Source organism: Nocardioides piscis, from assembly GCF_011300215.1.
Lineage (GTDB): Bacteria > Actinomycetota > Actinomycetes > Propionibacteriales > Nocardioidaceae > Nocardioides > Nocardioides piscis.
Window position 1 is genome coordinate 628,422 of the sequence record NZ_CP049866.1, and the last position, 26,098, is coordinate 654,519.

A 26,098-nucleotide genomic window follows, 5' to 3' on the forward strand; every position below is an offset into this window, starting at 1 on the left:
GCGGGTCGCCGGCTGACATGCTCCAGCGCCCACGGATCGCGGCGATCACTCCCTAGAGTGCTGACATGTCGCCATCCGTCCGTGACCAGCTTCGCGCGTTCGTCGACGAACGCGACTGGTCGCAGTTTCACAGCCCTGAAAACCTGGCCAAGAGCATCGCGATCGAAGCAGGTGAGCTGCTCGAGTGCTTTCAGTGGTCCGACAGCGGAGACGTAGCGCGAGTCAAGGAAGAGCTGGCCGACATAGCCACCTACTGCCACTTGCTAGCGGCAGGTCTGGGGGTCGATCTGGATCAGGTGGTGCTCGACAAGCTCGAGGTCACGCGAGCCAAGTATCCCGTCGAGAAGGCGCGTGGACGGAGCGAGAAGTATGACCGGCTTCCGGATTGAGGAAGTCCGGTTCAACGCAGACCAGCTCGCAGCCTGGGCGCCGCTGGAGCCCCGGTTCCGGAACTGGCCCGTGGTCTACACCCTCGACGGTGCCGGGAAGATCTATGTCGGGGAGTCCCTCAACGTCGCAGCAAGGTTTCGCCAGCATCTGGCATCTCCACAACGCAGCAACCTGACAAGCGCGCGAGTCGTCGTCGACGACAGCTTCAACAAGTCCGTCTGCCTGGACCTGGAGTCGTTCCTCATTCGCTTGTTCGCAGGCGACGGTCAGTTCGACGTGCTCAACGGCAACCACGGGATCACCGACTCCGACTACTACCGGCGCGAGGACTATCGCCACACTTTTCGCGACATCTTCGACGAACTGCGCGAGCGCGGTGCCTTCAGCCGACCGATCCATGAGATCGAGAACACCGACCTTTTCAAGCTTTCACCGTTCAAGGCCCTGACCCAGGACCAAGCGATCGCAGTCGACGACATCCTGAGCGGTTTGTTCCAAGACCTGCAGACGAATGCATCGAGCCGCATCGTCATCCAAGGCGCCCCCGGGACCGGCAAGACGGTCGTCGGCATCTTCCTCGCCAAACTGCTGATGGACATCAAGCACGCCGACGTGACGAGCCCACCCGACAGCGATTCACTGCTGTCGGAGTTCTTCGTCCCCGGCTACCCGGAGCTTCTCGTCGACTTCAATGTCGCGATGGTCGTGCCGCAGCAGTCGCTCCGACGATCCATCAGGAGGGTCTTTCGCAAGACGCCGGGGTTGTCACCGCAGCAGGTCCTCAGCCCCTTCGAGGTCGGTGGGGCCACACAGCGGTTCGACCTGCTCATCGTCGATGAGGCTCACCGCCTCAACCAGCGCGCGGCCCAAGCGGCCGGCCCGCTCAACAAGTTGTTCGCCGACATCAACATCAAGCTGTTCGGCGAGGACGATTCCTCCATCACTCAGCTGGACTGGATCGACCACCAGAGTCGGCACCAGATCTATCTGCTCGACGGCGCGCAGGCCGTCCGGCCGGCAGACCTACCCATCGAGACTACCCGCGAGCTCGTTGAGGTCGTGAGACGAAGCGGGCGCCATTATCCCCTCACGTCCCAGATGCGGGTCCGAGCTGGCGACGACTACGTCGGCTACGTGCGAGGGGTGCTGGAAGGCACGACACAGGTGCGCCGCAACTTCGTCGGCTACGACCTGCGCTTCTTCGACGATCCGGAGCAGCTCCGCGAAGCCATCATCGCGCGGGAGGAGGAGACGGGACTGGCTCGACTTCTCGCCGGCTTCGCGTGGCCATGGAAGGGCAAGCACGACGCCAACGCTCTGGACATCCACGTTGGTGGGCTGCAGCTTCGTTGGAACGCCACCGACGTCGACTGGGTCAACTCGCCGACGTCGATCGACGAGGTTGGGTCCATCCACACGATCCAGGGCTACGACCTCAACTACGCGGGCGTGATCATCGGCAAAGACCTGCGCTACGACGTCGACACCAACCGCATCTATTTCGACCGCGAGAACTATCACGACCCGAGAGGCACCACTAACAACAGGATGCGCGGCATCTCCTACTCCGACGACGACATCCTGCAGTTCGTGCGCAACATCTACGCCGTGCTGCTGACGCGGGGCATGCTCGGGACATACCTGTACGTGTGCGACGGGCCGCTCCGCGAACACTTGCGGAAATTCTTCTGAGTTGGAACTCAACCTTGACTCGAACACCTGTTCGATAGATAATGAGTCATGGCCCAGCCCCCATCCCCCCAGGACACCGCTCAGACGGTGCTGCCGGGTGCGGGCACGGCGGGTGATGAGTCGTCCGACCGGGCGTTCCTCGAGGCTGCAGCAGCCGAGCTGGGCGTACGCCGCCGCGCTGAAGTTGCCGAGCTGGTGCGAGCAGCGCAGTGGGCGCTGCGCAACGGCCACCCTCGTCGTGAGCGCGACCCAATGAGCACACCGGGCGGAGACGGCACACCGTCGGTGCGCGACCACGCGATCCCCGAGCTTGCGATGGTGCGGGAGACCCACCCCGCCTCCACCCGCGCGTTGATGGCTGACGCGCTGGACCTAATGCACCGCCTCCCCCGAACCTGGGCGGTCGTGGTCGCCGGTGATTGTGAGCCGTGGGTCGCGCGCAAGGTCGCCGTCATCTCCCGAGGCGTGCTGCTCGACGCTATCGACATCGTGGACCGGGCGGTCGCCCGAGTGATCGCCGGTCACGCACCGGCGACCGTGCTTGAGCTCGCCCGGGCCAAGGTGATCGAGGCCGACCCCGAGACCCACGCCGGAGAGCAGGAGATCTCGCGACACAAGCGCTACGTCGCGATCTCACGCGCTGACGAGTTCGGCTATCGCCACGTCATCGCCCGCGTCACCGCCGGCGACGGCGCGTGGATCGACGCGATGGTCGACCGCGTCGCCGACATCCTCACGTTGACCCATGGCCACGACCACAACCGCGACGAGCTCCGGTCACTCGCGATGGGCTGGCTGGCCCGCCCCGTCGACCTGCTCAAGCTGCTGATCGACCACACCGACCCGAACCCGGGCGAGCAGCCGGCCTGGGCCCCCGACCACCTGGCCGACACCGTCGACCGGCTCTGCGCGTTGCCCGCCAGACGGCTTGCTGCACTGCGCGGTCGCGGACAGCTCTTCGTACACCTCACCGACACCGCGCTCCGTTCGGGTCGCGGGGTCGCGCGGATCGAGGGCGTCGGCCCGATCGACGTGGCCCAGCTCGCCCAGGTTCTCGGACACTGCGACCTCACCGTCACCCCGGTCCTTGACCTCGCCGACCGGCCCAGGGTCGACGCCTACGAGCACCCCGAGAGGCTCAAGGACCACGTCTGGGCCCTCACAGGCGGCGACGTCTTCCCGTTCTCACCCCGAACTGCGACCCGCGACCGCGTCGACTTCGATCACAGCACCCCCTACGACGTCCAAGGCCCGCCCGGCCAGACCGGCCCCCACAACTCCGGGCCGCTACGAAGACGCCATCACCGCTGGAAGACCCACGGCGGCTACCGCTGCCGTGTCGTCGGCCCCGGCCGCCACCTGTGGCAGACCCCCAACCACCTCACCTACCTCATCGACCAGCACGGGACCCACCGACTGGAGGACGACGACGCCGACATCATGCTCAGCGCACCAGACGGTGTCGAGATCTATCTCAGCAAGCTCACACTGTCCGCCGAGCACTACGCGTCCTGAAGCAGCCTCAGACGAGGGCCGCGCGCTTGAGCTCGGGCCCCAGGACGACCAGCGCCAGCACTGGCAGGAGCGCCAGCACGGCGAAGCTGATCGGGATGCCGACCAGCGCGCCCAGACCGGCGATCACGGCCGAGCCGACGCTGCCGCCGACCAGGAACATCAGCGTGGCGACACCGATGGCGACTCCGCGGACGTGGGCCTCGACCGCGTCCCCGACCGTCGCCATCAGCGCGGGCTGGCCCATGCCGAACGACACCGCGCACAGCATCACCGAGACCATCAGGATCACCGACGCCACGACCGTGATCCAGGACTGGTCGGTGAGGGTCACCAGAGCGGTGGCGAGCGCTGCGGTCAGCAGCGAGGCGGCCGACAGGACGCCTGCGACAGCGAGCGTCCAGGCACCGCCTCGACGGTCGAGCAGGGGGCCGGCGCGCGAGGGGACCTGCATGGCCACCACAGCCGTCGGGAGGAGTAGCAGTCCGACCTGCCACGGCTGCCAGCCGGCGTCCACCATCACCGCAGGCACCCCGATCAGCAGGGCGAACCACGATGCCGGCATCGACGCTGCGGCGAGAGCCGAGCGGACCACGGTTCCGTTGGTGATCACCTCGTGCGGCAGGAAGCCGTGCGGGTTGCGACGCACCCAGTGGGCGACGAGCGGAGCCCCGAGCACCATCAGCAGCACTCCGGTCACGGCGACCGCGAGCCCGGTCGAGGGTGACTGCACGAGCAGGATCAGGCCGCCGGCCGTCAGGGCCACGAGCACGGCGCCGAGGATGTCGAGGCGGGCGCCGCTGCCCTCCTTGGTCAGGGTGTGCCACACGGCCGGGAGGACGAGCGCTCCGAGCAGTGGCAGCGCCATCACCGCGCGCCAGCCGAAGGCGAGCTCGACGACGCCACCGATCAGCGGGCCGACTGCGCTCACCGCTGCGGCCACGGCTGCCAGCCGACCCAGGGCCAGCCCGCGCACCGAGCCGTCATAGCGGGAGCTCAGCACCGCGACGCCGAGGGTCGAGACCGCTGCCGCGCCGGCGCCCTGGAAGAGCCGCGCGGTGAGCAGCACGGAGAACGTCGGGGCGATCGCCGCGACCAGCGCGCCGGTCGTCATCAGGCCGATGCCGAAGAGCAGCGGACCGCGGACTCCGACCAGGTCGGCGACCCGGCCATAGACGGCGGTCGACACGGCGAGCAGCAGGACATAGCCGCTGATCGTCCAGGCGGCCACCCCGACGGTGGTGTCGAACTCGGCCGCCACCTGGGGCAAGACCAGCGCCGCCGACGAGGAGCCCATGCCGGCCAGGCCGAAGAGGAGCCCGAGGAGCATGGAGACGCGTCGGGAGTCCTCGGCCTGGGTCACGTCAGGCTGCAACCCCGCAGCATGGCTGGGGATTCCCGCGCGGCCCGCGCTCGCTCACAGGACGTCGGGGTCAAGGTCGAGGGTGGTGCGGTCACCGGCGGCGAGCAGGTCGAGCAGGGGGCCGGTCTTCGGCAGCTCGCGGGCGAAGAAGTAGCGCGTGGCCGCCCGTTTGCCGTCATGGAACGTCGAGTCCTTGCCGGCCGCCACCAGCCACTGCTCGAGCCAGAGCCAGGCGACCACGAGGTGGCCGGTGGCCTCGAGATAGGCGGTGGCGTCGGCCAGCATCGACCGCTGGTCGCCGAGTCCCCCGATCGCGCCCGTCACCTCGACGAGTCGATCGGCGTATGCCGACAGCTGCTCGGCATACGCAACGCCGGCGGGATCGCCGGTGGCCTCTGCCCGTCGCGCCGTGGCGTGCATCCGGCCCACCAGCACGGCCAGGCCGGCGCCGGCGTCCATCAGCACCTTGCGGCCGAGGAGGTCCATCCCCTGGATGCCGTGGGTGCCCTCGTGGATCGGGTTGAGCCGGTTGTCGCGGTAGTGCTGCTCGACGTCGTGGTCGCGGGTGTAGCCGGCCCCGCCCAGCACCTGGATGGCCAGGTCGTTGGCTGCCAGGCACCACTGCGAGGGCCAGCTCTTGGCGACCGGCGTGAGGATCCCGAGCAGCTTCTCGGCCTCGGCCACCGCGGTCGGGTCGTCGAGCGACGCGATGTCGTCGACGAGCCGCGAGCAATAGAGGTTGAGGGCCAGCGCGCCCTCGGCATAGGACTTCTGGGCCAGCAGCATCCGGCGCACGTCCGGGTGCTCGACGAGCGGCACCTGTGGTGAGTCCGGCGACGCGCCCACTGGCCGGCCCTGCAGCCGTTCGCGGGCATAGGCCAGCGACTTCAGGTAGCCGGTGTAGCCCAGCGCCGTGGCGACGAGACCGACGCCGATGCGGGCCTCGTTCATCATCGTGAACATCGCCGGCAGCCCGCGGTTCTCGGTGCCGACGAGGTGGCCGACGGCCCCGGGCCGTCCGCCGGGCGTGAAGGCGCCGTCCCCGAAGACCGGGGCGGTGTTGACCGTCCCGCGGAAGCCCATCTTGTGGTTGATCCCGGCCAGCACCACGTCGTTGCGCTCCCCCACCGAGCCGTCCTCGGCGACCAGATACTTCGGCACCAGGAACAGCGAGATGCCCCTGGTGCCGAGCGGGGCGTCGGGGGTGCGGGCCAGCACGAGGTGGACGATGTTCTCGCCCATCTCGTGGTCGCCGGCGGAGATCCACATCTTGCGTCCGAACAGCCGGTAGGTGCCGTCGGCCTGCGGCTCGGCACGGGTGGTGATGTCCGCCAGGTTGGAGCCGGCGTCGGGCTCGGAGAGCGCCATGGTGCCGAAGAACCGGCCCGTGGTCATCGGCTCGACGAACCGCTCGACCAGCTCCGGGCTCGCGTGCACGGTGAGCAGGTTGGCGTTGGCGAGGGTGAGCAGCGCATAGCCCGAGGTCCCGACGTTGGCGGCCTGGAACCACGCCATACAGGCACCGAAGACCGATGAGGGCAGCTGCAGCCCACCGGCCTCGTGGCTCAGCGGGGCGGCCAGGAAGCCCGCGTCGGCGAAGGCCCGCAGCGCCGGCTCCACCTCGGGGATCAGCTCGACCAACGTCCCGTCGAAGCGTGGCTCGGCCAGGTCCGCCGCCCGGTTGTGAGGGGCGAAGTGGTCGGTCGCGACCCGCTCGGCGAGGCGCAGCAGGTCTTCCACGACGTCACGCGAGTGCTCGGCGAAGTGCTTCCGCTCGAAGAGGGCCTCGGTGTCGAGCCACTCGAACAGCAGGAACTCCAGGTCGCGGCGCGACATGATCTGGCTCATCAGGACTCCCTCGGTCGGCCGTGCACGCAAGCCCCCATTCAACATCGAGGGTCGTGCGTGGAGCCGGCCGGGCGACCTGGTGGTCGAGCCGTGCTTGCCCGCGGGGCCGCGCGGTATGACGATGGGTGCGCCACCAGGAGGCGACACGACATGGACGAGCGCCAGACCCCGCAGCAGGAGCACGACGAGCGCTACACGAGCAAGGGCAGGCTGCGGACGTCGGTCTATGACGCCGAGATGGAGCGGCTGCAGGAGCAGCTGGTGCTCCTGCAGTACTGGATCCAGTCGCAGGGCCTGAAGGTCCTGGTGATCTTCGAGGGCCGCGGATCGGCCGGCAAGGGCGGAGTGATCAAGCGGATCACCGAGCGAACCAGCCCTCGCACCGTACGGATCGTCGCCCTGCCCAAGCCCACCGACCGCGAACGCACGCAGTGGTACTTCCAGCGCTACGTCGAGCACCTGCCGGCCGCAGGAGAGATGGTCCTGTTCGACCGCAGCTGGTACAACCGGTCCAACGTCGAGTGGGTGATGGGCTTCTGCACCGAGGAGGAGCACCAGGAGTTCCTGCGCAGCTGCCCGGAGTTCGAGCGGATGCTGGTCCGGTCCGGGATCGTGGTCCTGAAGTACTGGTTCTCGGTGAGCGCGGAGGAGCAGCAGCGACGGTTCGAGGCGCGCAACGCCGAGCCCCTCAAGCGCTGGAAGCTCTCCGACATGGACCTCGCCGAGCGTGAGCTCTATGTCCGCTACTCGATGGCCAAGGACACCACCTTCCAGCACACCGACATCAAGCAGGCGCCCTGGTGGGTCGTGCCGTCCGACGACAAGAAGGCAGCCCGGCTCAACTGCATCAGCCACCTGCTCGCCCAGTTCGACTACGAGGACGTGGCTCCCGATCCCGTCGTGCTGCCCGAGGTCAAGGACATCCCCTATGTCCGGACGCCCATGCACGAGCAGTCCTTCGTGCCGCGACTGTTCTGAGCCAAGGGCTCGAAATATGGCCAAGATGTGGCCCACGACCCTGCTGGTCCCGGCTACCGTTGCACATGCGCGCAGGCATGACTCCCGACCCCCGGGCTCCCCTGCGCCGACGTCGCCGGCGATCGTCATGGAGGGCCTCCCCCTCGATGAGCGCTATCGCGCCCTCGTCGAGCGCTATCCCCACGCGGTGTTCGGGCTCAACCTCGCGGGCCAGTTCGTCGAGGTCAATCCCGCGGCGACGAAGATCAGCGGCTACGACACCAGCCAGCTCGTCGGGATGCACTTCTCAGAGCTGATCGACGTCCCCGACCGGGCGCGCGCGACAGACGCGTTCAACCAGACGGTCGAAGGCCGACCGCAGCTGCTCAAGCTGACTGTCCGTCGTGCCGACGGCTAGGTCGTCGACCTCTCCGTCACCGCCATTCCCTGGATCGTGGCCGACGTCGTGCAGGGCGTCTACAGCGTGGCCGAGGACAACCGCGTGGCCGGTGACCTCGAGGTCACGCGTCGTCTCGCCGTCGCCGCACTCAAGGCGAAGTCTGACTTCGTCGCCCGGATGAGCCACGAGATGCGCAGCCCCCTGACCAGCATCCTCGCCACGGCAGAGCTGCTGGCCGAGACCAGCAGTGACGCAGACCAGGAGCTCGTCACCACGTTGCAGCGATCCAGCCAACGGCTGCTGAGCATGATCGACGACGTCCTCGACTTCACCGCCATCGGCGACCACACGATGCCGCTCAAGGAGTTCGACCTCCTGCAGGTCATCCGCAACGTGGTCGCCCAGCTCGAGCCGGACGCGCAGGCCAAGGGGCTGAGCCTTCGCGTCCACATCGACGACGACGTCCCGCAGCGCGTCAGGGGCCATCCCAAGTGGACCGCCCAGATCCTCCTCGAGGTGCTCGGCAACGCGGTGAAGTACACCGATGCCGGCCAGGTGGAGCTCACCGTCACCACGACGACCTCTGCGAACGCCGACACCAATCTCCTCTATCGGATCAGCGACACCGGGATGGGGATCGATCCCGCCTCCCGCAACCTCGTCTTCGAGTCCTTCACAGCCGGCACCGGCACCTCGGAGGAGGCCGGCCGAGCCGCGGGCCTCAGCATCGTCAAGCAGCTCGTCACCATCAGCGGGGGTGGCATCGCCCTCGACAGTGCCCCGGGGCGCGGGACCACCTTCTGGATCACGATGCCGGCGGAGGTCGTCGCGCCGCCCGAGCCATCCGGGTGATCCGTGCCCTGACCAGCCTTCGATGCACCTGAGGGCCCGGCGCCACACCTGACGCCGGGCCCTGGTGCTTGCTGCGATGCGTGTGGCTCAGCCGTGGATCACGATCGATCCCTGGGTGATCGCGTTGGCGGCGGCGTCACCGTCGGCACCGCCCATCTGGTTGTCGAACACGACGGTCCCCGAGGCGGTGTCCCAGATCTTGATCCGGAACCTGTCGGGGCCTGTCTTGGCGCCGTCGACGGCCGAGACGAGGAACGAGTAGCCGCCCTCGCCGTTGACGGTGCCGGTGCCCTTGTACATCGCCTTCGAGCCGGCCACGACGAGCCACTGGTAGGACGACGAGTGGAAGTTCAGGTCACCGGCGTGGAACTGGAACTCGGTGCTGCCGTCCGGGACGCTGGCGCCCTTCTTGTACTTCGAGACGAACCCGAACCGTCCCGGGCCACTGGCCGAGGGGTCGGCCGGGAAGGACCCGGGAGCGGCGCTGATCCAGCCGCCGCCGGTGACGAACCCGGCGCTCGGGTCATAGACCACGACGTAGTTCTCGGCGCACTCGGTGTCCGAGCCCCCGTCGTCGTCGGTCACGGTCACACAGATCGTGTAGATCCCCGCGGCGGCATACGTGTGAATGGCCGACAAGGAGCCCCCGGACGCGGCAGGCGTCGAGGTCGTCGAGTCGCCCCAGTCGACGACAGCGGTGTGGGTGTCGTTGCTGCCGGCGTCGGAGTATGTCGCGGTCACCTCGACGGGGGTCGTGATCGCCACCGGCGCGACCGGAGCAGTGATCGAGTCGATCTCCGGGGCGACGTTGCCGATCACGAGGTTGACCGTGTCGGTGACGGCGGGGTTGACGCCGTCGGAGGTGGTCAGGGTCAGCTCGTAGGTCCCGTCGTCGGTGCAGGTGACCGTCGTGGTCAGGTCGGCCGGGTCGGCGATGGCGCAGGTCGCGCCGGCGTCGACACCCGAGACCGGGGCGTAGCTCCACGTGTTGGTGAGGCTGTCACCCGCGTTGACGTCGTTGGCGGTCCCCGTCAGCGCGACGGCCGAGCCCTCGTCGCCGGAGTAGGGGCCCCCGGCGTCGTTGGTCGGCGGCGCGTTGGTCCACGTGGCCTGGGCGGAGGCGAACGGTTCGCCTGCGTCGCAGGTCCCCGACCCGTCGATGTCGTAGCAGGCACTGATCGAGTCGTTGCCGACGTTGTTGCCCGTGTAGGAGAACGTCGCCTCACCGGCTGCGTCGGTCGTGTCCGTCCCGGTCCCCGGGTTGGCACCGGTGACCTCGAACAGCACGTCGGCACCAGCCAGCTCGGGCGGCGTCGCGTTCAGGTCCTGCAGGGTCGCTGTCACGGTGTGCTGCTGGCCGGTGTCGAGGGTGGCGTTGGCGGGGGCGAGGTCGAGCTGGAACTGCTTGACCTGGGCTCCCGGCACGCACTGGGTCGCCGGATCCGGGACGAAGCCCACGCGCAGGTTGTCGATGAACGCGGCGGAGTCGAGGATCTGGTCGCCCTGGTCGAAGATCGACAGATAGAGCGAGTGGGCTCCGGGCGTCAGCTGCTTGGCAGCCGAGAGCAACGGCGTCGCCCCGTCATAGGTCGTCCCTGTGGCGTTGGCACGGCTGAAGCCGCCGAGGCCGACGGCGTTGACACTGACGACGGCACCGCCGGGTGCGAACGCGAAGTTGTCGGGCGCGGTGATCGCGCTCCCGCTCGTGTCCCAGGTGCTGCTGTCGAGCTCGGCGATGAAGGCGTCGTTGAACGCGCCTCCGACGAAGTCTGCGTATTCCTCGGTGTAGAACTGGAAGTCGAAGCTGAGGCAGTTGGCGGACGCGGGGACGTCGAGGTCGACCTTCAGCACCGAGACGTCGAAGTCGGTGTTGCCGCGGACGTTGCCGCCGTTCAGGTCACCGGTCTTGTCGTCGAACTCACTGGCGCTGTCGGGGTCGTTGGCGTTGGGGTCGTCGGCCGACGCGGCGAACCCGGAGGTCATGACCGCGAACGTGGGCCGTTGCGCGGGAAGTTGGAGAGCGTCGAGTCCCCCACCCCGTTCTGGCCGGCGTTGGCGACGGTGACATAGCTGGCGCCGGTGATGTTGGTGCCCGGTCCGTCCATCGCGGCGGCCAGGGCCGCGGCGCCGCCGGGAAGGATCGCGGCCGAGGCGGGCGAGGCGAGCCCGACCACCCCTCCGCCTGTCATCAGCAGTGCGGCTGTCGCCGCCATACATCGGCGTCCTCGCCGGTTTTGGGGCGCGCTTGTGTTCCGAGAATGTGACACGGTTCCTCCCGAGATCGGGCCGGCCGAGAGCGGCGCGGCAGACATTTCACAGTGGCACTTCCCGCACTCCCTGGCCACGTTGTCTAGTTGTCTAGACCTCGGACGAATGACGTCGTGCGCGCCCGGTCCTCGGCTACCTTGACGTATGCCCAACGCCAGCTCCGGGGACCGCTCGGGTTCCTCCAGAGTGACGCCGCCGACCCCGGTGGGCGAGGAGTCCGACGTCGCGACGCGCTATCAGGCACTGATCGAGCAACACCCGAACGCGGTGTTCGGCCTCGACGTCGAGGGGCGGTTCGTCGAGGTCAACCCCGCGGCCGGCGAGGTCAGTGGCTATGAGCCCGAGCAGCTGGTCGGGATGCACTTCGCCGACCTGCTCGAGCCCGACGACATGCCGATGGCCCTCGAGGCCTTCACCCAGGCACTCGCCGGGACCCCCCAGCGGATCGAGCTGCCGATCCGCCGCCAGGACGGCGGGTCCGTCCACCTGGGCGTCACCACGATCCCGTGGATCGTGGCCGGCGAGATCCGCGGCGTCTATGGGATGGCCGAGGACAACCGCACCGCCCAGGACCTCGAGGTCGTCCGCCACCTCGCCGTCGCCGCGAGCCAGGCCAAGTCCGACTTCGTCGCGCGGATGAGCCACGAGATGCGCACCCCGCTCACGAGCATCCTCGCCACGGTCGACCTGCTCTCCGAGACCACCACCGGCCCCGAGCGCGAGCTCGTCGCCACCTTGCAACGCTCCAGCACACGGCTGCTCACCCTGGTCGACGACGTCCTCGACTTCGCAGCGGCAGGGCAGGCCAAGCAGCTGGCGGAGTTCGACCTCCACCAGCTCATCCACGACACGGTCGCCCAGGTCGAGCCGACAGCACGCGCCAAGGGCCTGACGCTGCGGGTCGACATCTGCGACGACGTGCCACGACGCATCAAGGACCACCCGATCTGGCTCGGTCAGGTCCTGGGGAACGTCCTCGGCAACGCGGTCGACTACACCGAGCGCGGGAGCGTCGACTTCACCATCACCACGACACCCTCGGCCAGCGCCGACCTCAGCCTGGTCTATCGAGTCCGCGACACGGGTGTGGGCATCGACCCGGCCTTCCACGAGCTCGTCTTCGAGCCGTTCACGCGAGCCCCCAATGCCGCCTCGACCAAGGCGGCACACACCGGCCTGGGGCTCAGCATCGTCAAGCAGCTGGTCACCATCGCCGGCGGCAGTATCGCCCTCGACAGTGCCCCGGGGCGCGGCAGCACGTTCCTGATCGTGATGCCGGCCGCTCCGGTGGGCGAAGAGCCACGCGAAGGGTTGCCTCCCCGGTAGCCCTGAGTCGCGAGGCCCACCTCCTCGGTCATGACGAACCGCCTTCAATGTTGCGGCCGAGGGCGGCGGTGTTCTGGACTGGATCGGGGCTGACATCGAGTACGCCGATGAAGTTCCACGCACGTGGGTGGAAGTTCGGGGCGGGACGCCCCCTCCCGGGCGAACTTCCACGCAGATGCGTGGAAGTTCACAGGAGGACAACCGGATGGGGCCGGGCTCAGCCGCGGCAGACCCGCCGGGCAACTGTGTGTCCGATCAGGTATGCGTCTTCCATGGCGTCACGGAAGTGGATGCCGCCCCAGATGCGGGACATCATGGCGTCGTGCTCCAGCGCCGTCAGGCTGGCGTAGGTGCGCGGGGTGCCGGCGCCACTGATCGTCAGGGGGATGTCGCCCAAGTGGCAGCGCACCGTCTCGGCGAACGCGGCCGTGAGCGTGCCGTGGCCGCTTGGCCATTCCGGGTAGGGCGGCACGGGCAGCACCGAGGTCCATCCGGGCACGGGCTCCGTCAGCGGATCGCCGTCCTCCGAGGTGATCGCCGCGGTAGGACGCCAGAAGCCCTCAGTGAACTTGAGTCGCCATGTCTGACGCATGGCCTCGGCTGTCGAGCGATCCAGGTCCGCGAACAGGTCTGTGGTCGCAGCCAGGCTCAACGGGTGCGCGCGGAGGTGGGCGATCAGCGGGTTGCGGTAGAGCGCGAAGCCCGCGACGTTGAAGAACGTGGCGGTCGCTGCCTTCCCGGAGTCCGCACCGACGCGACCATCGTCTCGGACCTCGGCCAGGTCGGCCCGGTAGGCGGCGCTGCCGACCGGGTCCGGTCCGTCGACATCGACTGGACGACCCCCGCTGATCCGGTCGACGAATCCGTACCAGGGCAGGGCCATGGGGCGCGAATCCACCCACACGCCGATACCCGGCTGCGCGGAGTAGACGATCGAGGGATCGTCTCGGCCGTCGTCGAGTCGTGAGGCAATGACCGCATCGGCTGCCTCGGCCCCGATGACTTTCCCTCGGGTCTCAGCGGGACCGTCGGGAACCCCGGTCAAGCTGTCGGCGAGCTTGGCGTCCAGGGTGTCGGAGGCGGCCGGGAAGTATTCGACAAGCACGTCGTGGGCTGCTTGGGCGACCGCGGCGGTCTCCGACGAGCTCGCCCGTTGCAGGGACCTGCGGACAGCCCGGTCGACGGCTGTGCTGGTGAACGACAGGTAGAGCGCCTGCGCCGGCGAGAACGGCACCGTTGTCAGGGCGGCCCTCTGCCATGACAGCGCGATCTCTGCGGATTCGGGTTCCTCAGCAACGACTGCCGGGGTGCCCAGTGCCGTCACCGCGGCGAGTGCCGCGGCGAGGGCTGTGGTGGTGATGCCTGCACGGTGGCGGCGGATTGTCATCATGGCCTTGCGCTCCTCTTCAGGAGGTATCTGGGTGTTGACGGGGACCCTCGGGGGTCGTCGCACTGGCGCGTGAGGCACCCGCGCCCTGTGTCTCGATGCGGATGGAGTCGAGGACTTCCTGCAGCTCCGCACGGGCCGCAGGGGAATCGGGGGAGCGATTCTGGGTCACGAAGACCTGACGCTCGCCGCCCACGTCGAGGATGTAGACACTCGCGACGGCGCGGGGGAAGAGGACGAAGTAGTTGTCAGCCGACTCGCTGTACCAGACCTGGAGCGCGAGCCCGCCGTCCAGCGCCAATCTGCAGGATCGCAGGTCCAGACCGCTGGGGACTCTCAGGTCGACCCGGGTCGCCGGATAGCCGCCCAGGGTGGTCCTCACCGGACGCTTGACCGCCGGACCCGGTTGCGTGCGCAGCGCCGTGACCAGGTCCTTGACCCGGGGGCCCACCGCCTGGGCGACGCCGTCTCCGCGGCATGCGTCGGTGAAGATCTCATCGACCACGGCGGCCTCAAGAGTGAGGTCCAGCCCATCGGTCTCGGACTCGTGGTGGAAGATGTTGCCGTACTGAACGGTCCAGCCCTCAGGGAACGTGATCGTGAAGTCCAAGGCCGACCATGAAGAACTGGGGATCCGATACGTACCGGGCTCGATCGCCCGCTCCTTCGCACCCTCACCTGAGGGCATCGAGCCAGATGTGTTGGACGTGGGCCCCGGCGACACCGGCTGCGGAGAGGTGCTCGGCTCCCCCACGACGAGCGAGCTCCCGACCGCGACGAGGGTGATCACGACGGTCGCAACAGCTGCCATCAGCAGGCGATGGGTCCGGCGACGTTGCGCCCCGCGGTGCGCGATCGGAGCGAAGTCGGGCGGCTCGACCGCATCTGCCGCGGCGTAGGAGATGTCGGCAGTCAGGAGCCGGTCGAGGTCAGCCATGACGGGCCCCTTCGCTGGAGTCTGGCTGGTCAGCGAGGAGTATGGCGAGCGCAGCGCGTCCCCGGGAAAGTCGGGCCTTGACGGTGCCGACAGGTACGCCGGTGGCCGCGGCGACCTCGTGGATCGGGAGGTCGGCCAGATAGTGCAACGCGATCGCCTCGCGCTGGGCGGCCGGCAGCTTTCGGAGCGTTGCCACCAGGAGCAGCCGGTTGTCGTCCAGTGCCGGGTGGCGGGGCGCGTCCTGCGACAGCACGGCAGCCATCCGGCGCCTGCGGGCGCGGGTTCGACTCACGTTGACAGCTACGGTGCGCAGCCACGCCTCGGGGTTGTCGAGGTGCACGAAGGTGCGGTGGTGCTGCACAGCACGAGCGAACGCCTCCGCGACAACCTCTTCCGCCTCGTTCAGGTCGCCGCACACGCCGTACAGCTGTCCGACCAGCCGGCGGTACGACGTCTCGAACACGGCGCGCAGCACGTCGGTCTCATTCATGCCCTCAAGATCGGTGTAGGGAGGGGACGGTTGCACGCGCATGGGCTTGTCTATCCGATGCGGATCGAGTCGAGAACGGTCTGCACCTCAGCACGGTCCTCCGGCGTCGGTGAAAGCTGCTGTGTCAGGAATACCTGACGGTCACCGTCCACGTCGAGGATGTAGATGCTCGCCGTGCCCCGGGGCAGGAGCACGAAGTACTTGTCTGCTGGCGCGTTGTACCAGAGCTGGAGTCCGAGAACGCCGTCTTCGGCCAAGCGGCAGTCCGCCAGGTCGAGACGCTTCGGGATCGTGAGGTCGATGCGAGTCGCCGGGTAGCCCCCAGCGTCGTCTCCACCGGTCCGGTTGCCACGGGACCCTTCTGCTCGAGGAGCGCGGTGACGAGGTCACTCACGCCGGGTTCGAGCGCTCGGGGCTGCCCCGCACCGTGACAGGAGTCGGTGTAGATCTCGTCGACGTCGACGGCGTACAGCTCAGCTGTCTCTCCCCCCTCGCGGTTCTGGTGGTAAACGTGTCCGTGCTGGACGGTCCAGCCCTCCGGGAACGTGATCGTGAAGTCTGCGCCGGACCACTCGGAGGCGGGGATCCTGTACCTACCCGGCTCTATCTCCAGATCGACAGCGCCGCTGCCTGCCGGCATCGAACGAAGTGCGGCCAAGGGGGTTGCCGGCGGCTCAGGGAACCGAGACCCAGCGGACGAGCCGCCCCCGCAACTGGCCGATCCCAGGAGCAAGAACAGCCCGACCACCAACGCCGGACCGCTCAGCGCGGCTCCGCGTGCCCTGGTCTCCTTCATACACTCACGACCCGAGAGCGACTCGAAAGGTTGCACGCCACGAAGATCCCGTCCCGCCGGCACAGTGGGCAGTCGGGATGCAGTCCGGTGCCCAGCCGGAGGCCCACGGGACCCACCCGCAGACCCCCGAAATGACAACTCCCGGACCCACAGTCGTAGGTCCGGGAGTTTCCGATGTCCGGAGACATCACGTGGGCCGCCTGTCGGAATCGAACCGACGACCTAATCATTACGAGTGATTCGCTCTACCGACTGAGCTAAGGCGGCGTGCTGCCCGGCGCAGTCAGGACCAGCCGGGCAACTGGAGAAGGATAGCGCCAGCCCCGACGGGGGCGGAAATCAGGCCGCTGCGTCAGCAGCTGGTCTGGTCGGCCGGGACGTCGCCGTCGAGGAGGTAGGACTCGATGGCGGTGTCGATGCACTCGTTGCCGGCGTTGTAGGCGGTGTGACCGTCACCGTCGCGGCGGAGCAGGACGCCCGGCTTCAGCTGGGCGGCCAGCGCCTCGGCCCACTTCATCGGGGTGGCAGGGTCGCGGGTCGTGCCGACGACGAGGATCGGCGCGGCGCCCCTGGCGTCGATCGTGAGCGGCTCCTCGGTCGTCCTGCCCTGCGAGGTGCTGCAGCCGGTCAGCGACCAGGCGAAGACCGAGCCGAAGGTCGGCGAGGCCTCCTCGAACGCCGGGATCTCCTCGTCGACCTGCTCGACCGTGACGGCCGAGGGGTCGTCGAGGCAGTTGATGGCGAAGATCGCCTCGGCACTGTTGTCGGCATAGCCCTCGGAGGACCGGGAGGCATAGATGTCGGCCAGCTGCATCAGGCCCTGCCCCTGCCCGTCGAGGGCCGAGCGGAGGGCGGTGCTGAGCAGCGGCCAGTATTCGCGGACGTAGAGGGGCATGACCAGGCCATAGAAGGCGTTGCCGACCTGGAGCATCCGGTCGTCGCTGGTCGGCAGCGGATCGGCGTCGATGTCGTCGAGGAGGGCGCTGATCGTCGCGAGGCCCTCGTCGACCGAGTCGCCGAGGAAGCAGTCCGCAGCGGTGTCGACGCAGTCCTGGACATAGGCACGCAGCGCGGTCTCGAACCCGGCCGCCTGCTCGAGGCTGAGCTGGCGGTTGTCGAGCGAGACGTCGACGGCACCGTCGAGGACGAACCGGCCCACGCGGTCGGGGAACAGCTCGGCATACGTCGCTCCGAGCTTGGTGCCGTAGGACGCGCCGAAGTAGGTCAGCTGGTCGTCGCCGAGCGCGGCCCGCAGGACGTCCATGTCGCGCGCTGCTTCGATCGTGGAGACGTGGTTGATCAGGTCGCCGCTGAGCCGCGCGCAGCCGTCGCCGAACTCCTTGGAGAGAGCCACGAACTCCGACGTCTCCGCCGCGTCGTCCGGGTCGGGGTCGAAGGCGCGCACGGCGTCGAGCCGCTCGTCGGTGAGGCAGTCGATGGGCGCGGACTCGCCCGTGCCGCGCGGGTCGAAGCCGACGACGTCGAAGGCCCGCAGCAGCGGAGCGCGGAAGACCCGGTCGGCAGCAGCGGCATAGTCGTTGCCGGGCGCTCCCGGTCCTCCGGGGTTGACCACCATCGAGCCCTCGCGGTCGCCGGTCGCGGGGACCCGCAGGAGGGCCAGCTCGATCGTCTCCCCGTCGGGCTGGGCATAGTCGAGCGGCACCGTGAGCTGCGCACACTCGTGAGACCCCTCGCACGACTCCCACTCGAGGGACTGGGAGTAGAAGGGCTCGAGCTCCGGAGTGGGCGGATCGGTGGCTCCCGACTCGGGACTTTGCGACTGAGACGGGGTCTCGTCGGCCCCAGGGTCGCTCGGCGCCCGGCCCGAGTCCCGGAAGCTGGCGACCACCGCGAACAGGGTCCCGACCGAGGCCAGCACCAGGGCGGCGACCAGCAGTCCAACCAACAGCTTCTTCATCGGTGCGGCCCGCTCTCCAGTCTCAGGGACACCATCATGGCCTCCAGCGCCAAGAGCGGCGGGACGTTGAACTCGAGCATCTGCTCGCGCGCGGTGAAGATCGCATCGATCATCTTCAGCAGCTCCTCGGACGTGGTCACCCGCGCGAGCTGCTCGATCTCGACGCGCATCTCCTCGTTGACCAGCGCCCCCGGGGCATCGAACGACAGCGCGATCGCGTCGCGATAGACCGAGGTCAGGTCCATCAGGCACCGGTCGACCACGTCGAGCACGCGCCGCTTGGCGCGCGTCGACTGGCCCTTCTCCAACACCTTGAGCGCCGGGCCGTATTCGCGGGGCCGGCGACCCCGCTCGACCACGCCGTATGCCGAGTCGAGCTCCTTCTTCTCCCGCGCATCGAGCCCCGAGGTGATCGCCTCGGCCTCGTCCTTGGCGATCTCGCTGACGTTGGTCGCGGCCTGCATGCACGCACCGACCGAGGTCAGCCGGGACGGGATCTGCACGACCTGGCGGCGGCGCAGGCGCGTCTGCTCGTCGGTCGCCAGCGCGCGAGCGCGGCCGATGTGGCCCTGGCTGGCGCGGGCGGCGTTGGCTGCGAGCTCGGGGCTCATCCCGTCGATCGTGCGGACCAGGAAGTCGGCGACCTCGGCGGCCGCGGGCGTGGTGAGCGCGACCAGCCGGCAGCGCGAGCGGATGGTCGTCAGGACGTCCTCGACGGTCGGCGCGCAGAGCAGCCACACGGTGCGCGGAGTCGGCTCCTCGATCGCCTTGAGCAGCGCGTTGCACGCCTGGTCGGTCAGCCGGTCGGAGTCCTCGACGATCATGATCTGCCACCGGTCGCCGGCCGGGGCGAGGGCTGCGCGACGGACGAGGTCGCGCACCTCGTCGACCCCGATGGAGAGCTTCTCGGTGCGGACGAGGTGGACGTCGGCGTGGCTGCCGGTCGAGACGGTGTGGCACGACTTGCACGTCCCGCAGCCGGTCCCCGACTCACACTGCAGCGCGGCCGCGAACGCGACCGCGGCGTTGGAGCGACCCGATCCCGGAGGCCCGACGAACAGCCAGGCGTGGGTCATCCCGTCGCCCCCCGCGGCCCGGCGCAGGGCCGTGATGACCGGTCGCTGGCCGACGAGGTCTGCCCACACCGAGGGCGCCTGGAGCGCGCTCACGGCAGCATCCCCGCCACCCGCTCGCGGATCGCGGCGGCGATGTCGTCGACCGCGGCGCGGGCGTCGAGCACGAGGTAGTGGTCGGGGTCGGCGGCCGCGAGGTCGAGGAAGCCCTGTCGCACCCGCTGGTGGAACTCCAGCGACTGTCCCTCGATCCGGTCGCGGCCCTCGAACCGGCCGAGCCCGGCGGACGGCTCGACGTCGAGGACGACCGTCAGGTGGGGTCGCAGGTCGGCGGTCGCCCAGCGGTTGACGTGCTCGACCTCGGCCAGCGCCAGGTCGCGCCCCGCGCCTTGATAGGCCAGCGCCGAGTCGACATAGCGGTCGGTGATGACCACCTCGCCGCGGGCCAGCGCCGGCAGCACGACCGTGTCGACGTGCTCGGCCTTGTCGGCGGCATACAGCAACACCTCGGTGCGGTGGGACAGGTCGCCGGTCGCGGGGTCGAGGACGATCTGGCGCAGGGAGCGGCCGACGGCGGTGTCACCGGGCTCGAAGGTGAGGACGACGGTGTGTCCGGCGTCGACGAGCCAGCGCTCGAGCAGGCGCGACTGGGTGGACTTGCCCGCGCCCTCGCCACCCTCGAAGCAGACGAAGAGGCCGCGCTCGCTGAAGACCCCTGGACTCACGCGCACACCCTACGGGCGGGGTCCGACGACGATGCCGTGGCGCCTAGCCGGGCGAGGGCGGCTGGCCCGGCAGCTGTCCGGTCTCGACCAGGGTCGACGCCAGGTCGCGCAGCTTGATGTTGTGGACCGACGAGGTGCGACGGAGCAGGTCGAAGCTGCGCTGCTGGTCGAGCCGGTAGCGCTCCATCAGGATCCCCTGTGCGAGGCCGATCGTGTGGCGAGAGGTCAGAGCGGTCTGCAGCCCGGCCGCCGTGCAGGCCGCGGACAGGGCGTTGGCGGCGTGCACCGCATAGACCTGGGCCACGTCCACGATCTCCGACTCGGAGAAGGCACCGGACTGGGTGCTGAAGAAGTTGAGGGCACCGTTGGAGCTCTTGTCGACGGTGTCGAGGCGTACGGCGAGCACCGAGCGCACCCCGTGCTCCCCCGCGGCGGGGCCCCACCGGGGCCAGCGGGGATCCGACGTCACGTCACCGCTGCAGAACCAGCTCGCTCCGTCGGCCACCTGGATGCAGGGCCCCTCGTCCAGCTCGTACTGCAGCATGTCGACCTTCTCGGCCAGCTCGCTCGTCGCGGCCAGAGTGGTGTGGCCGCCACCGGCGAGGGCGATGGTCAGGCTGACGTGCTCTGCCTGGGCGACGATGTCGACGCCGTGCTCGACGATGTTCCGGGCAGTGACGTCCGCGTCAGGCTCGGCGTGGAGATCGGCAGCGATCGCGGCGAACTCGCCGACGTCGGGACTGGGCAACGCGACACTCCTGGAACGAGGCCCGAGAAGCGGGTGATGGTGTGGGGGACGCCAGAATATCCGCCCCCCACACCAGTGGTGCAAGATTCAGGGAGTAAAGACGACCTTCACCATGCCGCGCTCCTTGTCCCGGAAGCTGCGGTAGGCCTCGGGAGCCTCCTCGAGCGGGAGGTGGTGGGTCGCGAACGTCTCCACCCCGAGGACGTCCTCGTCCTCCTGGAGCAGCGCCAGGATGTCGTCGCTCCAGCGGCGGACGTTGGCCTGGCCCATGCGCAGCTGGATCTGCTTGTCGAACAGCTGGAACATCGGCATCGGGTCGGTGGCACCGCCGTACACCCCGGAGATGCTGATCGTGCCGCCACGGCGGACCGCGTCGATCGCGGTGTAGACGGCAGCGAGGCGGTCGGAGCCGGCGTTGAGCATGACCTTCTCCGCGACCTTCTTGGGCAGCAGCGCCAACGCCTTCTGGGCCGCTTCGGCGATCGGCGATCCGTGCGCCTCCATGCCGACGGCGTCGATGACGGCGTCCGCTCCACGCCCGTCGGTCATCTCGCGCACCCGGTCGCCGATGCCGTCGACCTGTGACATGTCGATGGTCTCGGCGCCATAGGCGCTCAGCCGGCCGAGCCGCTCGGGCACGGAGTCGACGCCGATGACCCGCAGACCCCGGTGCTTGGCGATCCGGCACGCCATGTCACCGATCGGGCCGGCTCCCAGCACGAGCAGGGTGCCGTCCTCGTCGGTGTCGGCATATTCGACCGCCTGCCAGGCCGTGGGCAGCACGTCGGAGAGGAAGAGGAACCGGTCGTCGGTCGGGCCGTGCGGGATCTTGATCGGCAGGGTGTCGCCGAACGGCACGCGCAGCGCCTCGGCCTGGCCGCCCGGCACGGCGCCATAGAGCTTGCTGTAGCCGAACAGGCTGGCGCCGGTGCCCTGGTCGCGGTTCTGGGTCGTCTCACACTGGCTGAAGAGCCCGCGGCTGCACATCCAGCACGTCCCGCAGCTGATGTTGAACGGCACGACGACCCGGTCGCCGACGGCGAGCGTCTCGACCGCCGAGCCGACCTCGCGGACCACGCCCATGGGCTCGTGGCCGACGACGTCGCCGGACTGCATGAACGGCGTCAGCGGGTCGTAGAGATGCAGGTCGGAGCCGCAGAGGCCGGTCGAGGTGATGTCGATGACCACGTCGGTCGGGTCCTGGATCTCCGGGTCGGGAACCTCCACCACCTGCATGTCACGTCGTCCCTGCCAAGTCACTGCCTTCATCGGGGTTCCTCTCGGTGTCGCCGGGTGTCGTCGGGGTCTGCAGACCCGGTTCCCGGTCGGGTGACATCCATGCGACGTATGCCGAGGGGCCGGCGCGAGGGGACGAATGCCTCCCGTGCTGCTGGGTACTCCTCGACATGACCATCACGCAGCGCCCCAGGCTGCGGGACCGGGCACGACCGCTCACGATCGCCTCCGTCCCCTCGGGCCACGTCTATGTCCGTCACCTCGCGCCCCTGACCGGCGCCGGCTCGCGCCGCCTGGCCGACCCGGACCCGCTCGATCCCGGCCGACCAGCGGGGGCCACGTGGTGGCCTCCCGTGATGCTGGCGCCCGGCTGGGTCGAGGACGCGCGGATGGACGTGTTCCATCTCCACTTCGGCTTCGACGCCGTCGACCCCGGCGACCTGGCCGCACTCACCGAGGCTCTGCGTGCCCGTTCGACGCCGTTCGTGTTCACGGTCCACGACCTGCGCAACCCGCACCACGAGGACCGGCGGCTGCACGACGAGCAGCTCGACGTCCTGGTGCCGGCCGCCGACGCGCTGGTGACCCTCACCCCCGGCGCAGCCCGGGAGATCCGCGAGCGCTGGGGGCGCGACGCCCACGTCATCCCCCACCCCCACGTCGTCGACGTCCAGCACATGGCCCACGCCCTGGCGGTCCGGCCGAGGTGGCGGCGGCGCCCGTTCCGGGTCGGGCTGCACCTCAAGAGCCTGCGCGCCAGCATGGACCCGATGCGGATCCTTCCGACCCTGATCGAGACGGTCGAGCGGCTCGACGACGCGGTGCTCCAGGTCAACGGTCACCGCGACGTCCTCGAGCCCGGCGGCGACCGACACCACGCCGAGCTGTCGCGCTTCCTGCGGCGCGAGGCCGACCGGGGCCGGATCGAGCTGCAGGTCCACGACTTCTTCTCCGACGCCCAGCTGTGGGCCTATCTGGCCTCGCTCGACGTGTCCGTCCTCCCCTACCGGTTCGGCACCCACTCCGGCTGGCTCGAGGCCTGCCGGGACCTGCAGACGACGGTCATCGCGCCGAGCTGCGGCTACTTCAGCGAGCAGGGTCCTGCGTTGTCATACGTCCACGACGAGAACGCCTTCGACCCCGAGTCGCTGCGCGAGGCCGTCCGTCACGCGCATGCCGAGCGACCCCGCCTCGGCGCGTCCATCGACGAGCGGACCACCCAGCGCAGGGAGGTCGCCGCCGCCCACGAGGCGCTCTATCGCGACCTCGCCGGATGAGTGCCCGGGGAGGGGCACTGCGGATCTGCCTGGTCGCCAACAGCCGGTTCCCGATCAGCGAGCCGTTCACGGGCGGGCTGGAGTCGATGACGTGGCACCTCGCGCACGAGCTCGTCCGCCGCGGTCACGAGGTCGCCGTCTTCGCAGCGCCCGGGTCGGACCCGGCCCTCGGCGTGATCGAGCTGGCCGTCGACGCACTGCCCGACCACACCGGCCGCCTCGACGTCGACGCCCCCCAGTCGGTGCAGGTCGCCGAGCACCACGCCTACCTGGCGCTGATGCTCGAGCTGGCTCGCGACCAGGGCTCACGCTTCGACGTGCTCCACAACAACAGCCTCCACTACCTGCCGGTGGCCATGGCCTCCGCGCTGCCGATGCCGATGGTGACCACGCTCCACACGCCTCCCCTGTGGTGGCTGGAGTCGGCCGTGCGCCTCGACCGCGGCGCAAGCACCTTCGCGGCCGTTTCTCGTTTCACGGCCGCCTCCTGGGCAGCGATCACCGACTGCAGCTGTGTCCCCAACGGCGTGGACGTGACGCGGTGGCCGGTCGGGCCCGGCGGCGACGCCGCCGTCTGGTCGGGCCGCCTGGTCGCCGAGAAGGCACCGCACGAGGCGATCGCCGCCGCGCGCCTCGCCGGCATCCCGATCGTGCTCGCCGGCCCCGTGCTCGACGAGCACTACTTCCGCACGTGCGTGGAGCCGTTGCTCGGCGCCGACGCCACCTATGCCGGCCACCTGGACCACGCAGACCTGGCCGCCCTCGTCGGGAGCTCGGCCGTCGCTGTGGTCACGCCCGCCTGGGACGAACCCTACGGCCTGGTCGCGGCCGAGGCACTCGCCTGCGGGACCCCGGTCGCGGCCTTTGCGCGCGGCGGCCTGCCCGAGGTGCTGACCGATCAGTGCGGACGACTGGCCGGCCCCGGTGACGTCGCGGGGCTCGCTGCCGCGATCGGGGAAGCCGCTCGCCTCGACCGCGCTCGCTGCCGTGAGCACGCAGTGACCGAGCTGTCGCTGACCCGCATGGTCGACCGCTACGAGGCGCTCTACCGCTCCCTCGCCCATCAGCGGGAAGCCGCATGAGCCCGATCGGCTACTACATCCACCACCACGGCAGCGGTCACCTCCACCGCGCACTGACCCTGGCGCCCCACCTGCCCGGCCCCGTCACCGGCTTCTCCTCGCTCGCCCGTCCGGCCGGTTGGGAGGGACCGTGGGTGGAGCTGCCGAGGGACGACTCCCTCGCGTCGTATGCCGATGCGCACGACGTCAGCGTCGGCGACCGCCTGCACTGGGCCCCGCTCGGCGACCCCGGCCTGCGCGAGCGGATGTCGCTGCTGGCGGGCTGGATCGGGCGGGAGGCGCCGGCCGCGATGGTGGTGGACCAGTCCGTCGAGGTGTGCCTGCTGGCGCGGCTGCACGGGGTCCCGGTCGTCGCGCTGACGGCTCCCGGTCGGCGTACGGACCCTGCACACCGGCTCGGCTTCGACGCGGCGACCGCGCTGGTCGGCGCGTGGCCGCCCGGCGCGACGTCATGGATGCTGCCCGGCCTGGACCCGGCGGTGGCGGCCCGCTTCCAGCCGGTCGGGGCCGTCTCGCGCTTCCCTGTCACCGCGCGTCCGCACCCGTCCCGCAGGCGGCGCCACGCAGTGCTGATCGCCGGCACCGGCGGTGACGGGTTCACCGCTGCGACCATCGCCGCGGCGCAGGAGCAGACCCCTGACTGGGACTGGACGATCCTCAGCCGCACCCTCGGCTCCTGGCACCACGACCCGTCGGCCGTCCTCACCACTGCCGACGTCGCGGTCCTGCACCCCGGACAGAACTCGCTGGCCGAGGTCGCCGCACTGCGGCTGCCGGCGGTCGTGGTCCCTGCGCAGCGCCCCTTCGACGAGCAGCACGTCACGGCCGAGGTGCTGCGCGACGAATGGCCGGCCGTCGTGGCCGACGAGCTCGAGACTGCCGACTGGGGCCATCTCCTGCACCAGGCGGCCGACCTCGACGGCGACGGCTGGGCCGCCTGGTGTGACGGCGGCGCCCCGGCGCGCGTGGCAGCGGTGGTGAGCCGGGTGCTCGACCGGGCGCGGGCCGCATGAGGACGGCCGTCGTCACCGTCGCCCACGGGCGGCACGACCACCTGGCCTGCCAGCGCGAGTCCCTGGCTGCCGCCACCGTGCCACCGGACCACCACGTGGTGGTCGCCATCGACGACCCCGTGCTCGCCGGCAGCGGTCGGTGCAGCGCGAGCCTGCCGGCCACGCCGCTCGGCCTGCCGCTGGCCGCGGCGCGCAACCTCGGCGCACGGATCGCGCTCGGCCTGGGCGCAGGAGTCCTGGTCTTCCTCGACGTCGACTGCCTCGCCGGCCCCGGCCTGGTCGAGGCCTATGCCGACGCGGTGGAGTCCGACCCGTCGACGGTGTGGTCGGGCCCGGTCACCTACCTCGACCCCCCGCCGGGGACCGGCTACGACCTGGCCGCCCTGCCCGGTCTGGACTCACCCCACCCCGCGAGGCCGGCCCCAGCCCCGGGCGAACGGCTGCACGACGCCGATCCCGACCTGTTCTGGTCGCTGTCCTTCGCCTGCTCCGCAGCGGCCTGGCGCCGCTCCGGCGGCTTCTGCGAGGACTACGTCGGCTATGGCGGCGAGGACACCGACTTCGGACGCGTGCTCGTCGAGGACGGGCTCGAGCTCGGCTGGCTCGGTGCTGCCCGCGCCTACCACCAGTTCCACCCCGTCTCCCGGCCCCCGGTCGAGCACGTCGACGACATCGTGCGCAACGCCGCGATCTTCCGCCGCCGGTGGGGACACACCCCCATGCTGGGCTGGCTGCGCGAGTTCGAGCGGCTCGGCCTCGTCAAGGTGGACGAGGACGGGCGGTGGCACACCCTGGGGTGAGCCACCCC

At 69.7% G+C, this 26,098-nt stretch carries 24 protein-coding genes and 1 tRNA gene; 11 read left to right on the forward strand and 14 right to left on the reverse strand.

All coding sequences use genetic code 11. The features are described from left to right. Positions 1-65: 65 nt before the first annotated feature. The 3 genes from G7071_RS03215 to G7071_RS03225 are packed head-to-tail and all read left to right on the forward strand — an operon-like array spanning position 66 to position 3,597. A complete protein-coding gene (locus G7071_RS03215) occupies positions 66-389 on the forward strand; it encodes a nucleotide pyrophosphohydrolase (RefSeq protein ID WP_166314842.1) in 324 nt (107 codons plus the stop codon). Continuing rightward, positions 370-2,082 carry a DNA/RNA helicase domain-containing protein gene (locus G7071_RS03220; RefSeq protein WP_166314844.1) on the forward strand — a complete coding sequence of 571 codons (1,713 nt, stop codon included), beginning with the start codon at positions 370-372 and terminating at the stop codon, positions 2,080-2,082. Before G7071_RS03215 ends, G7071_RS03220 begins: the two co-directional genes overlap by 20 nt. A 48-nt stretch (positions 2,083-2,130) precedes the next feature. Then, positions 2,131-3,597: a hypothetical protein gene (locus tag G7071_RS03225; RefSeq protein ID WP_166314846.1), complete on the forward strand. Its 1,467-nt coding sequence runs from the start codon at positions 2,131-2,133 to the stop codon at positions 3,595-3,597. A gap of 7 nt (positions 3,598-3,604) precedes the next feature. On the opposite strand, the gene G7071_RS03230 is transcribed toward G7071_RS03225, so the two are convergent. Continuing rightward, positions 3,605-4,969 carry an MFS transporter gene (locus G7071_RS03230; RefSeq protein WP_166314848.1) on the reverse strand — a complete coding sequence of 455 codons (1,365 nt, stop codon included), beginning with the start codon at positions 4,967-4,969 and terminating at the stop codon, positions 3,605-3,607. 42 nt (positions 4,970-5,011) lie between these two features. Further along, positions 5,012-6,805, reverse strand: a complete 1,794-nt coding sequence (locus G7071_RS03235; protein ID WP_215727633.1) for an acyl-CoA dehydrogenase — start codon at positions 6,803-6,805, stop codon at positions 5,012-5,014. Between the two features lie 150 nt (positions 6,806-6,955). Between G7071_RS03235 and ppk2 the strand changes: the two genes are divergently transcribed. The 3 genes from ppk2 (at position 6,956) to G7071_RS03250 (ending at position 9,014) form a co-directional block, all read left to right on the forward strand. Then, positions 6,956-7,783 (forward strand): polyphosphate kinase 2, encoded by an 828-nt coding sequence (gene ppk2 / locus G7071_RS03240; protein ID WP_166314850.1) that lies wholly within the window; start codon positions 6,956-6,958, stop codon positions 7,781-7,783. A 127-nt stretch (positions 7,784-7,910) separates the two neighbouring features. Beyond that, positions 7,911-8,180 (forward strand): PAS domain S-box protein, encoded by a 270-nt coding sequence (locus G7071_RS03245; RefSeq protein WP_166314852.1) that lies wholly within the window; start codon positions 7,911-7,913, stop codon positions 8,178-8,180. A 36-nt stretch (positions 8,181-8,216) separates the two neighbouring features. Then, positions 8,217-9,014 carry a sensor histidine kinase gene (locus G7071_RS03250; protein ID WP_166314854.1) on the forward strand — a complete coding sequence of 266 codons (798 nt, stop codon included), beginning with the start codon at positions 8,217-8,219 and terminating at the stop codon, positions 9,012-9,014. Between the two features lie 87 nt (positions 9,015-9,101). Here the strand turns inward: G7071_RS03250 and G7071_RS03255 are convergent, their stop codons facing one another. After that, the gene (locus tag G7071_RS03255) at positions 9,102-10,997 is read right to left on the reverse strand and encodes a choice-of-anchor L domain-containing protein (RefSeq protein WP_166314856.1); all 1,896 of its coding nucleotides are present in this window, start codon (positions 10,995-10,997) and stop codon (positions 9,102-9,104) included. Continuing rightward, positions 10,994-11,227: a hypothetical protein gene (locus G7071_RS03260; RefSeq protein WP_166314858.1), complete on the reverse strand. Its 234-nt coding sequence runs from the start codon at positions 11,225-11,227 to the stop codon at positions 10,994-10,996. Before G7071_RS03260 ends, G7071_RS03255 begins: the two co-directional genes overlap by 4 nt. A 241-nt stretch (positions 11,228-11,468) precedes the next feature. On the opposite strand from G7071_RS03260, the gene G7071_RS03265 reads away from it, so the two are divergent. Then, positions 11,469-12,608 carry a PAS domain-containing sensor histidine kinase gene (locus G7071_RS03265; protein WP_166314860.1) on the forward strand — a complete coding sequence of 380 codons (1,140 nt, stop codon included), beginning with the start codon at positions 11,469-11,471 and terminating at the stop codon, positions 12,606-12,608. Between the two features lie 217 nt (positions 12,609-12,825). Here the strand turns inward: G7071_RS03265 and G7071_RS03270 are convergent, their stop codons facing one another. The 10 genes from G7071_RS03270 to G7071_RS03315 form a co-directional block, all read right to left on the reverse strand. Continuing rightward, a complete protein-coding gene (locus G7071_RS03270; RefSeq protein WP_166314862.1) occupies positions 12,826-13,998 on the reverse strand; it encodes a phosphatase PAP2 family protein in 1,173 nt (390 codons plus the stop codon). A 16-nt stretch (positions 13,999-14,014) separates the two neighbouring features. Beyond that, on the reverse strand, positions 14,015-14,932 hold the full coding sequence (locus G7071_RS03275) for a hypothetical protein (protein WP_166314864.1): 918 nt from the start codon (positions 14,930-14,932) through the stop codon (positions 14,015-14,017). Beyond that, the gene (locus G7071_RS03280; RefSeq protein ID WP_246210337.1) at positions 14,925-15,464 is read right to left on the reverse strand and encodes an RNA polymerase sigma factor; all 540 of its coding nucleotides are present in this window, start codon (positions 15,462-15,464) and stop codon (positions 14,925-14,927) included. Before G7071_RS03280 ends, G7071_RS03275 begins: the two co-directional genes overlap by 8 nt. 8 nt (positions 15,465-15,472) lie before the next feature. Then, the gene (locus G7071_RS03285) at positions 15,473-15,679 is read right to left on the reverse strand and encodes a hypothetical protein (protein ID WP_166314866.1); all 207 of its coding nucleotides are present in this window, start codon (positions 15,677-15,679) and stop codon (positions 15,473-15,475) included. A 733-nt stretch (positions 15,680-16,412) separates the two neighbouring features. Then, a tRNA-Thr gene (locus G7071_RS03290) sits at positions 16,413-16,485 on the reverse strand. Between the two features lie 85 nt (positions 16,486-16,570). Then, entirely contained in the window at positions 16,571-18,136 is a 1,566-nt protein-coding gene (locus G7071_RS03295; protein ID WP_166314868.1) for an alpha/beta hydrolase, read from the reverse strand. Continuing rightward, positions 18,133-19,305, reverse strand: a complete 1,173-nt coding sequence (locus tag G7071_RS03300; protein WP_246210338.1) for a DNA polymerase III subunit delta' — start codon at positions 19,303-19,305, stop codon at positions 18,133-18,135. Before G7071_RS03300 ends, G7071_RS03295 begins: the two co-directional genes overlap by 4 nt. After that, the gene (gene tmk / locus G7071_RS03305; RefSeq protein WP_206062892.1) at positions 19,302-19,934 is read right to left on the reverse strand and encodes a dTMP kinase; all 633 of its coding nucleotides are present in this window, start codon (positions 19,932-19,934) and stop codon (positions 19,302-19,304) included. The genes G7071_RS03300 and tmk overlap by 4 nt, the downstream gene beginning before the upstream one ends. Positions 19,935-19,977: 43 nt before the next feature. Next, positions 19,978-20,682 carry a GAF and ANTAR domain-containing protein gene (locus G7071_RS03310; protein ID WP_166314872.1) on the reverse strand — a complete coding sequence of 235 codons (705 nt, stop codon included), beginning with the start codon at positions 20,680-20,682 and terminating at the stop codon, positions 19,978-19,980. Between the two features lie 87 nt (positions 20,683-20,769). Continuing rightward, positions 20,770-21,951 carry a zinc-dependent alcohol dehydrogenase gene (locus G7071_RS03315; RefSeq protein ID WP_166314874.1) on the reverse strand — a complete coding sequence of 394 codons (1,182 nt, stop codon included), beginning with the start codon at positions 21,949-21,951 and terminating at the stop codon, positions 20,770-20,772. A 137-nt stretch (positions 21,952-22,088) separates the two neighbouring features. Between G7071_RS03315 and G7071_RS03320 the strand changes: the two genes are divergently transcribed. From G7071_RS03320 to G7071_RS03335, 4 genes are read left to right on the forward strand one after another with little or no spacing between them, the layout of a single operon-like run. Next, on the forward strand, positions 22,089-23,195 hold the full coding sequence (locus G7071_RS03320; protein ID WP_166314876.1) for a glycosyltransferase: 1,107 nt from the start codon (positions 22,089-22,091) through the stop codon (positions 23,193-23,195). Continuing rightward, positions 23,192-24,277: a glycosyltransferase family 4 protein gene (locus G7071_RS03325; RefSeq protein ID WP_166314878.1), complete on the forward strand. Its 1,086-nt coding sequence runs from the start codon at positions 23,192-23,194 to the stop codon at positions 24,275-24,277. The genes G7071_RS03320 and G7071_RS03325 overlap by 4 nt, the downstream gene beginning before the upstream one ends. Further along, complete coding sequence (locus G7071_RS03330; protein ID WP_166314880.1) at positions 24,274-25,290, forward strand: glycosyltransferase; 1,017 nt, start codon at positions 24,274-24,276, stop codon at positions 25,288-25,290. The genes G7071_RS03325 and G7071_RS03330 overlap by 4 nt, the downstream gene beginning before the upstream one ends. Next, positions 25,287-26,090 carry a glycosyltransferase family 2 protein gene (locus tag G7071_RS03335; protein ID WP_166314882.1) on the forward strand — a complete coding sequence of 268 codons (804 nt, stop codon included), beginning with the start codon at positions 25,287-25,289 and terminating at the stop codon, positions 26,088-26,090. The genes G7071_RS03330 and G7071_RS03335 overlap by 4 nt, the downstream gene beginning before the upstream one ends. Positions 26,091-26,098: the final 8 nt, after the last annotated feature.

Excerpts from the sequence above, each read along its gene's own strand:
- G7071_RS03215 (WP_166314842.1), top strand. The coding sequence starts at position 66 with ATGTCGCCATCCGTCCGTGACCAGCTTCGCGCGTTCGTCGACGAACGC.
- G7071_RS03220 (WP_166314844.1), top strand. The coding sequence starts at position 370 with ATGACCGGCTTCCGGATTGAGGAAGTCCGGTTCAACGCAGACCAGCTC.
- G7071_RS03225 (WP_166314846.1), top strand. The coding sequence starts at position 2,131 with ATGGCCCAGCCCCCATCCCCCCAGGACACCGCTCAGACGGTGCTGCCG.
- G7071_RS03235 (WP_215727633.1), bottom strand. The coding sequence starts at position 6,805 with ATGAGCCAGATCATGTCGCGCCGCGACCTGGAGTTCCTGCTGTTCGAG.
- ppk2 (WP_166314850.1), top strand. The coding sequence starts at position 6,956 with ATGGACGAGCGCCAGACCCCGCAGCAGGAGCACGACGAGCGCTACACG.
- G7071_RS03245 (WP_166314852.1), top strand. The coding sequence starts at position 7,911 with ATGGAGGGCCTCCCCCTCGATGAGCGCTATCGCGCCCTCGTCGAGCGC.
- G7071_RS03255 (WP_166314856.1), bottom strand. The coding sequence starts at position 10,997 with ATGACCTCCGGGTTCGCCGCGTCGGCCGACGACCCCAACGCCAACGAC.
- G7071_RS03260 (WP_166314858.1), bottom strand. The coding sequence starts at position 11,227 with ATGGCGGCGACAGCCGCACTGCTGATGACAGGCGGAGGGGTGGTCGGG.
- G7071_RS03270 (WP_166314862.1), bottom strand. The coding sequence starts at position 13,998 with ATGATGACAATCCGCCGCCACCGTGCAGGCATCACCACCACAGCCCTC.
- G7071_RS03275 (WP_166314864.1), bottom strand. The coding sequence starts at position 14,932 with ATGGCTGACCTCGACCGGCTCCTGACTGCCGACATCTCCTACGCCGCG.
- G7071_RS03280 (WP_246210337.1), bottom strand. The coding sequence starts at position 15,464 with ATGCGCGTGCAACCGTCCCCTCCCTACACCGATCTTGAGGGCATGAAT.
- G7071_RS03295 (WP_166314868.1), bottom strand. The coding sequence starts at position 18,136 with ATGAAGAAGCTGTTGGTTGGACTGCTGGTCGCCGCCCTGGTGCTGGCC.
- G7071_RS03315 (WP_166314874.1), bottom strand. The coding sequence starts at position 21,951 with ATGAAGGCAGTGACTTGGCAGGGACGACGTGACATGCAGGTGGTGGAG.
- G7071_RS03320 (WP_166314876.1), top strand. The coding sequence starts at position 22,089 with ATGACCATCACGCAGCGCCCCAGGCTGCGGGACCGGGCACGACCGCTC.
- G7071_RS03325 (WP_166314878.1), top strand. The coding sequence starts at position 23,192 with ATGAGTGCCCGGGGAGGGGCACTGCGGATCTGCCTGGTCGCCAACAGC.
- G7071_RS03330 (WP_166314880.1), top strand. The coding sequence starts at position 24,274 with ATGAGCCCGATCGGCTACTACATCCACCACCACGGCAGCGGTCACCTC.
- G7071_RS03335 (WP_166314882.1), top strand. The coding sequence starts at position 25,287 with ATGAGGACGGCCGTCGTCACCGTCGCCCACGGGCGGCACGACCACCTG.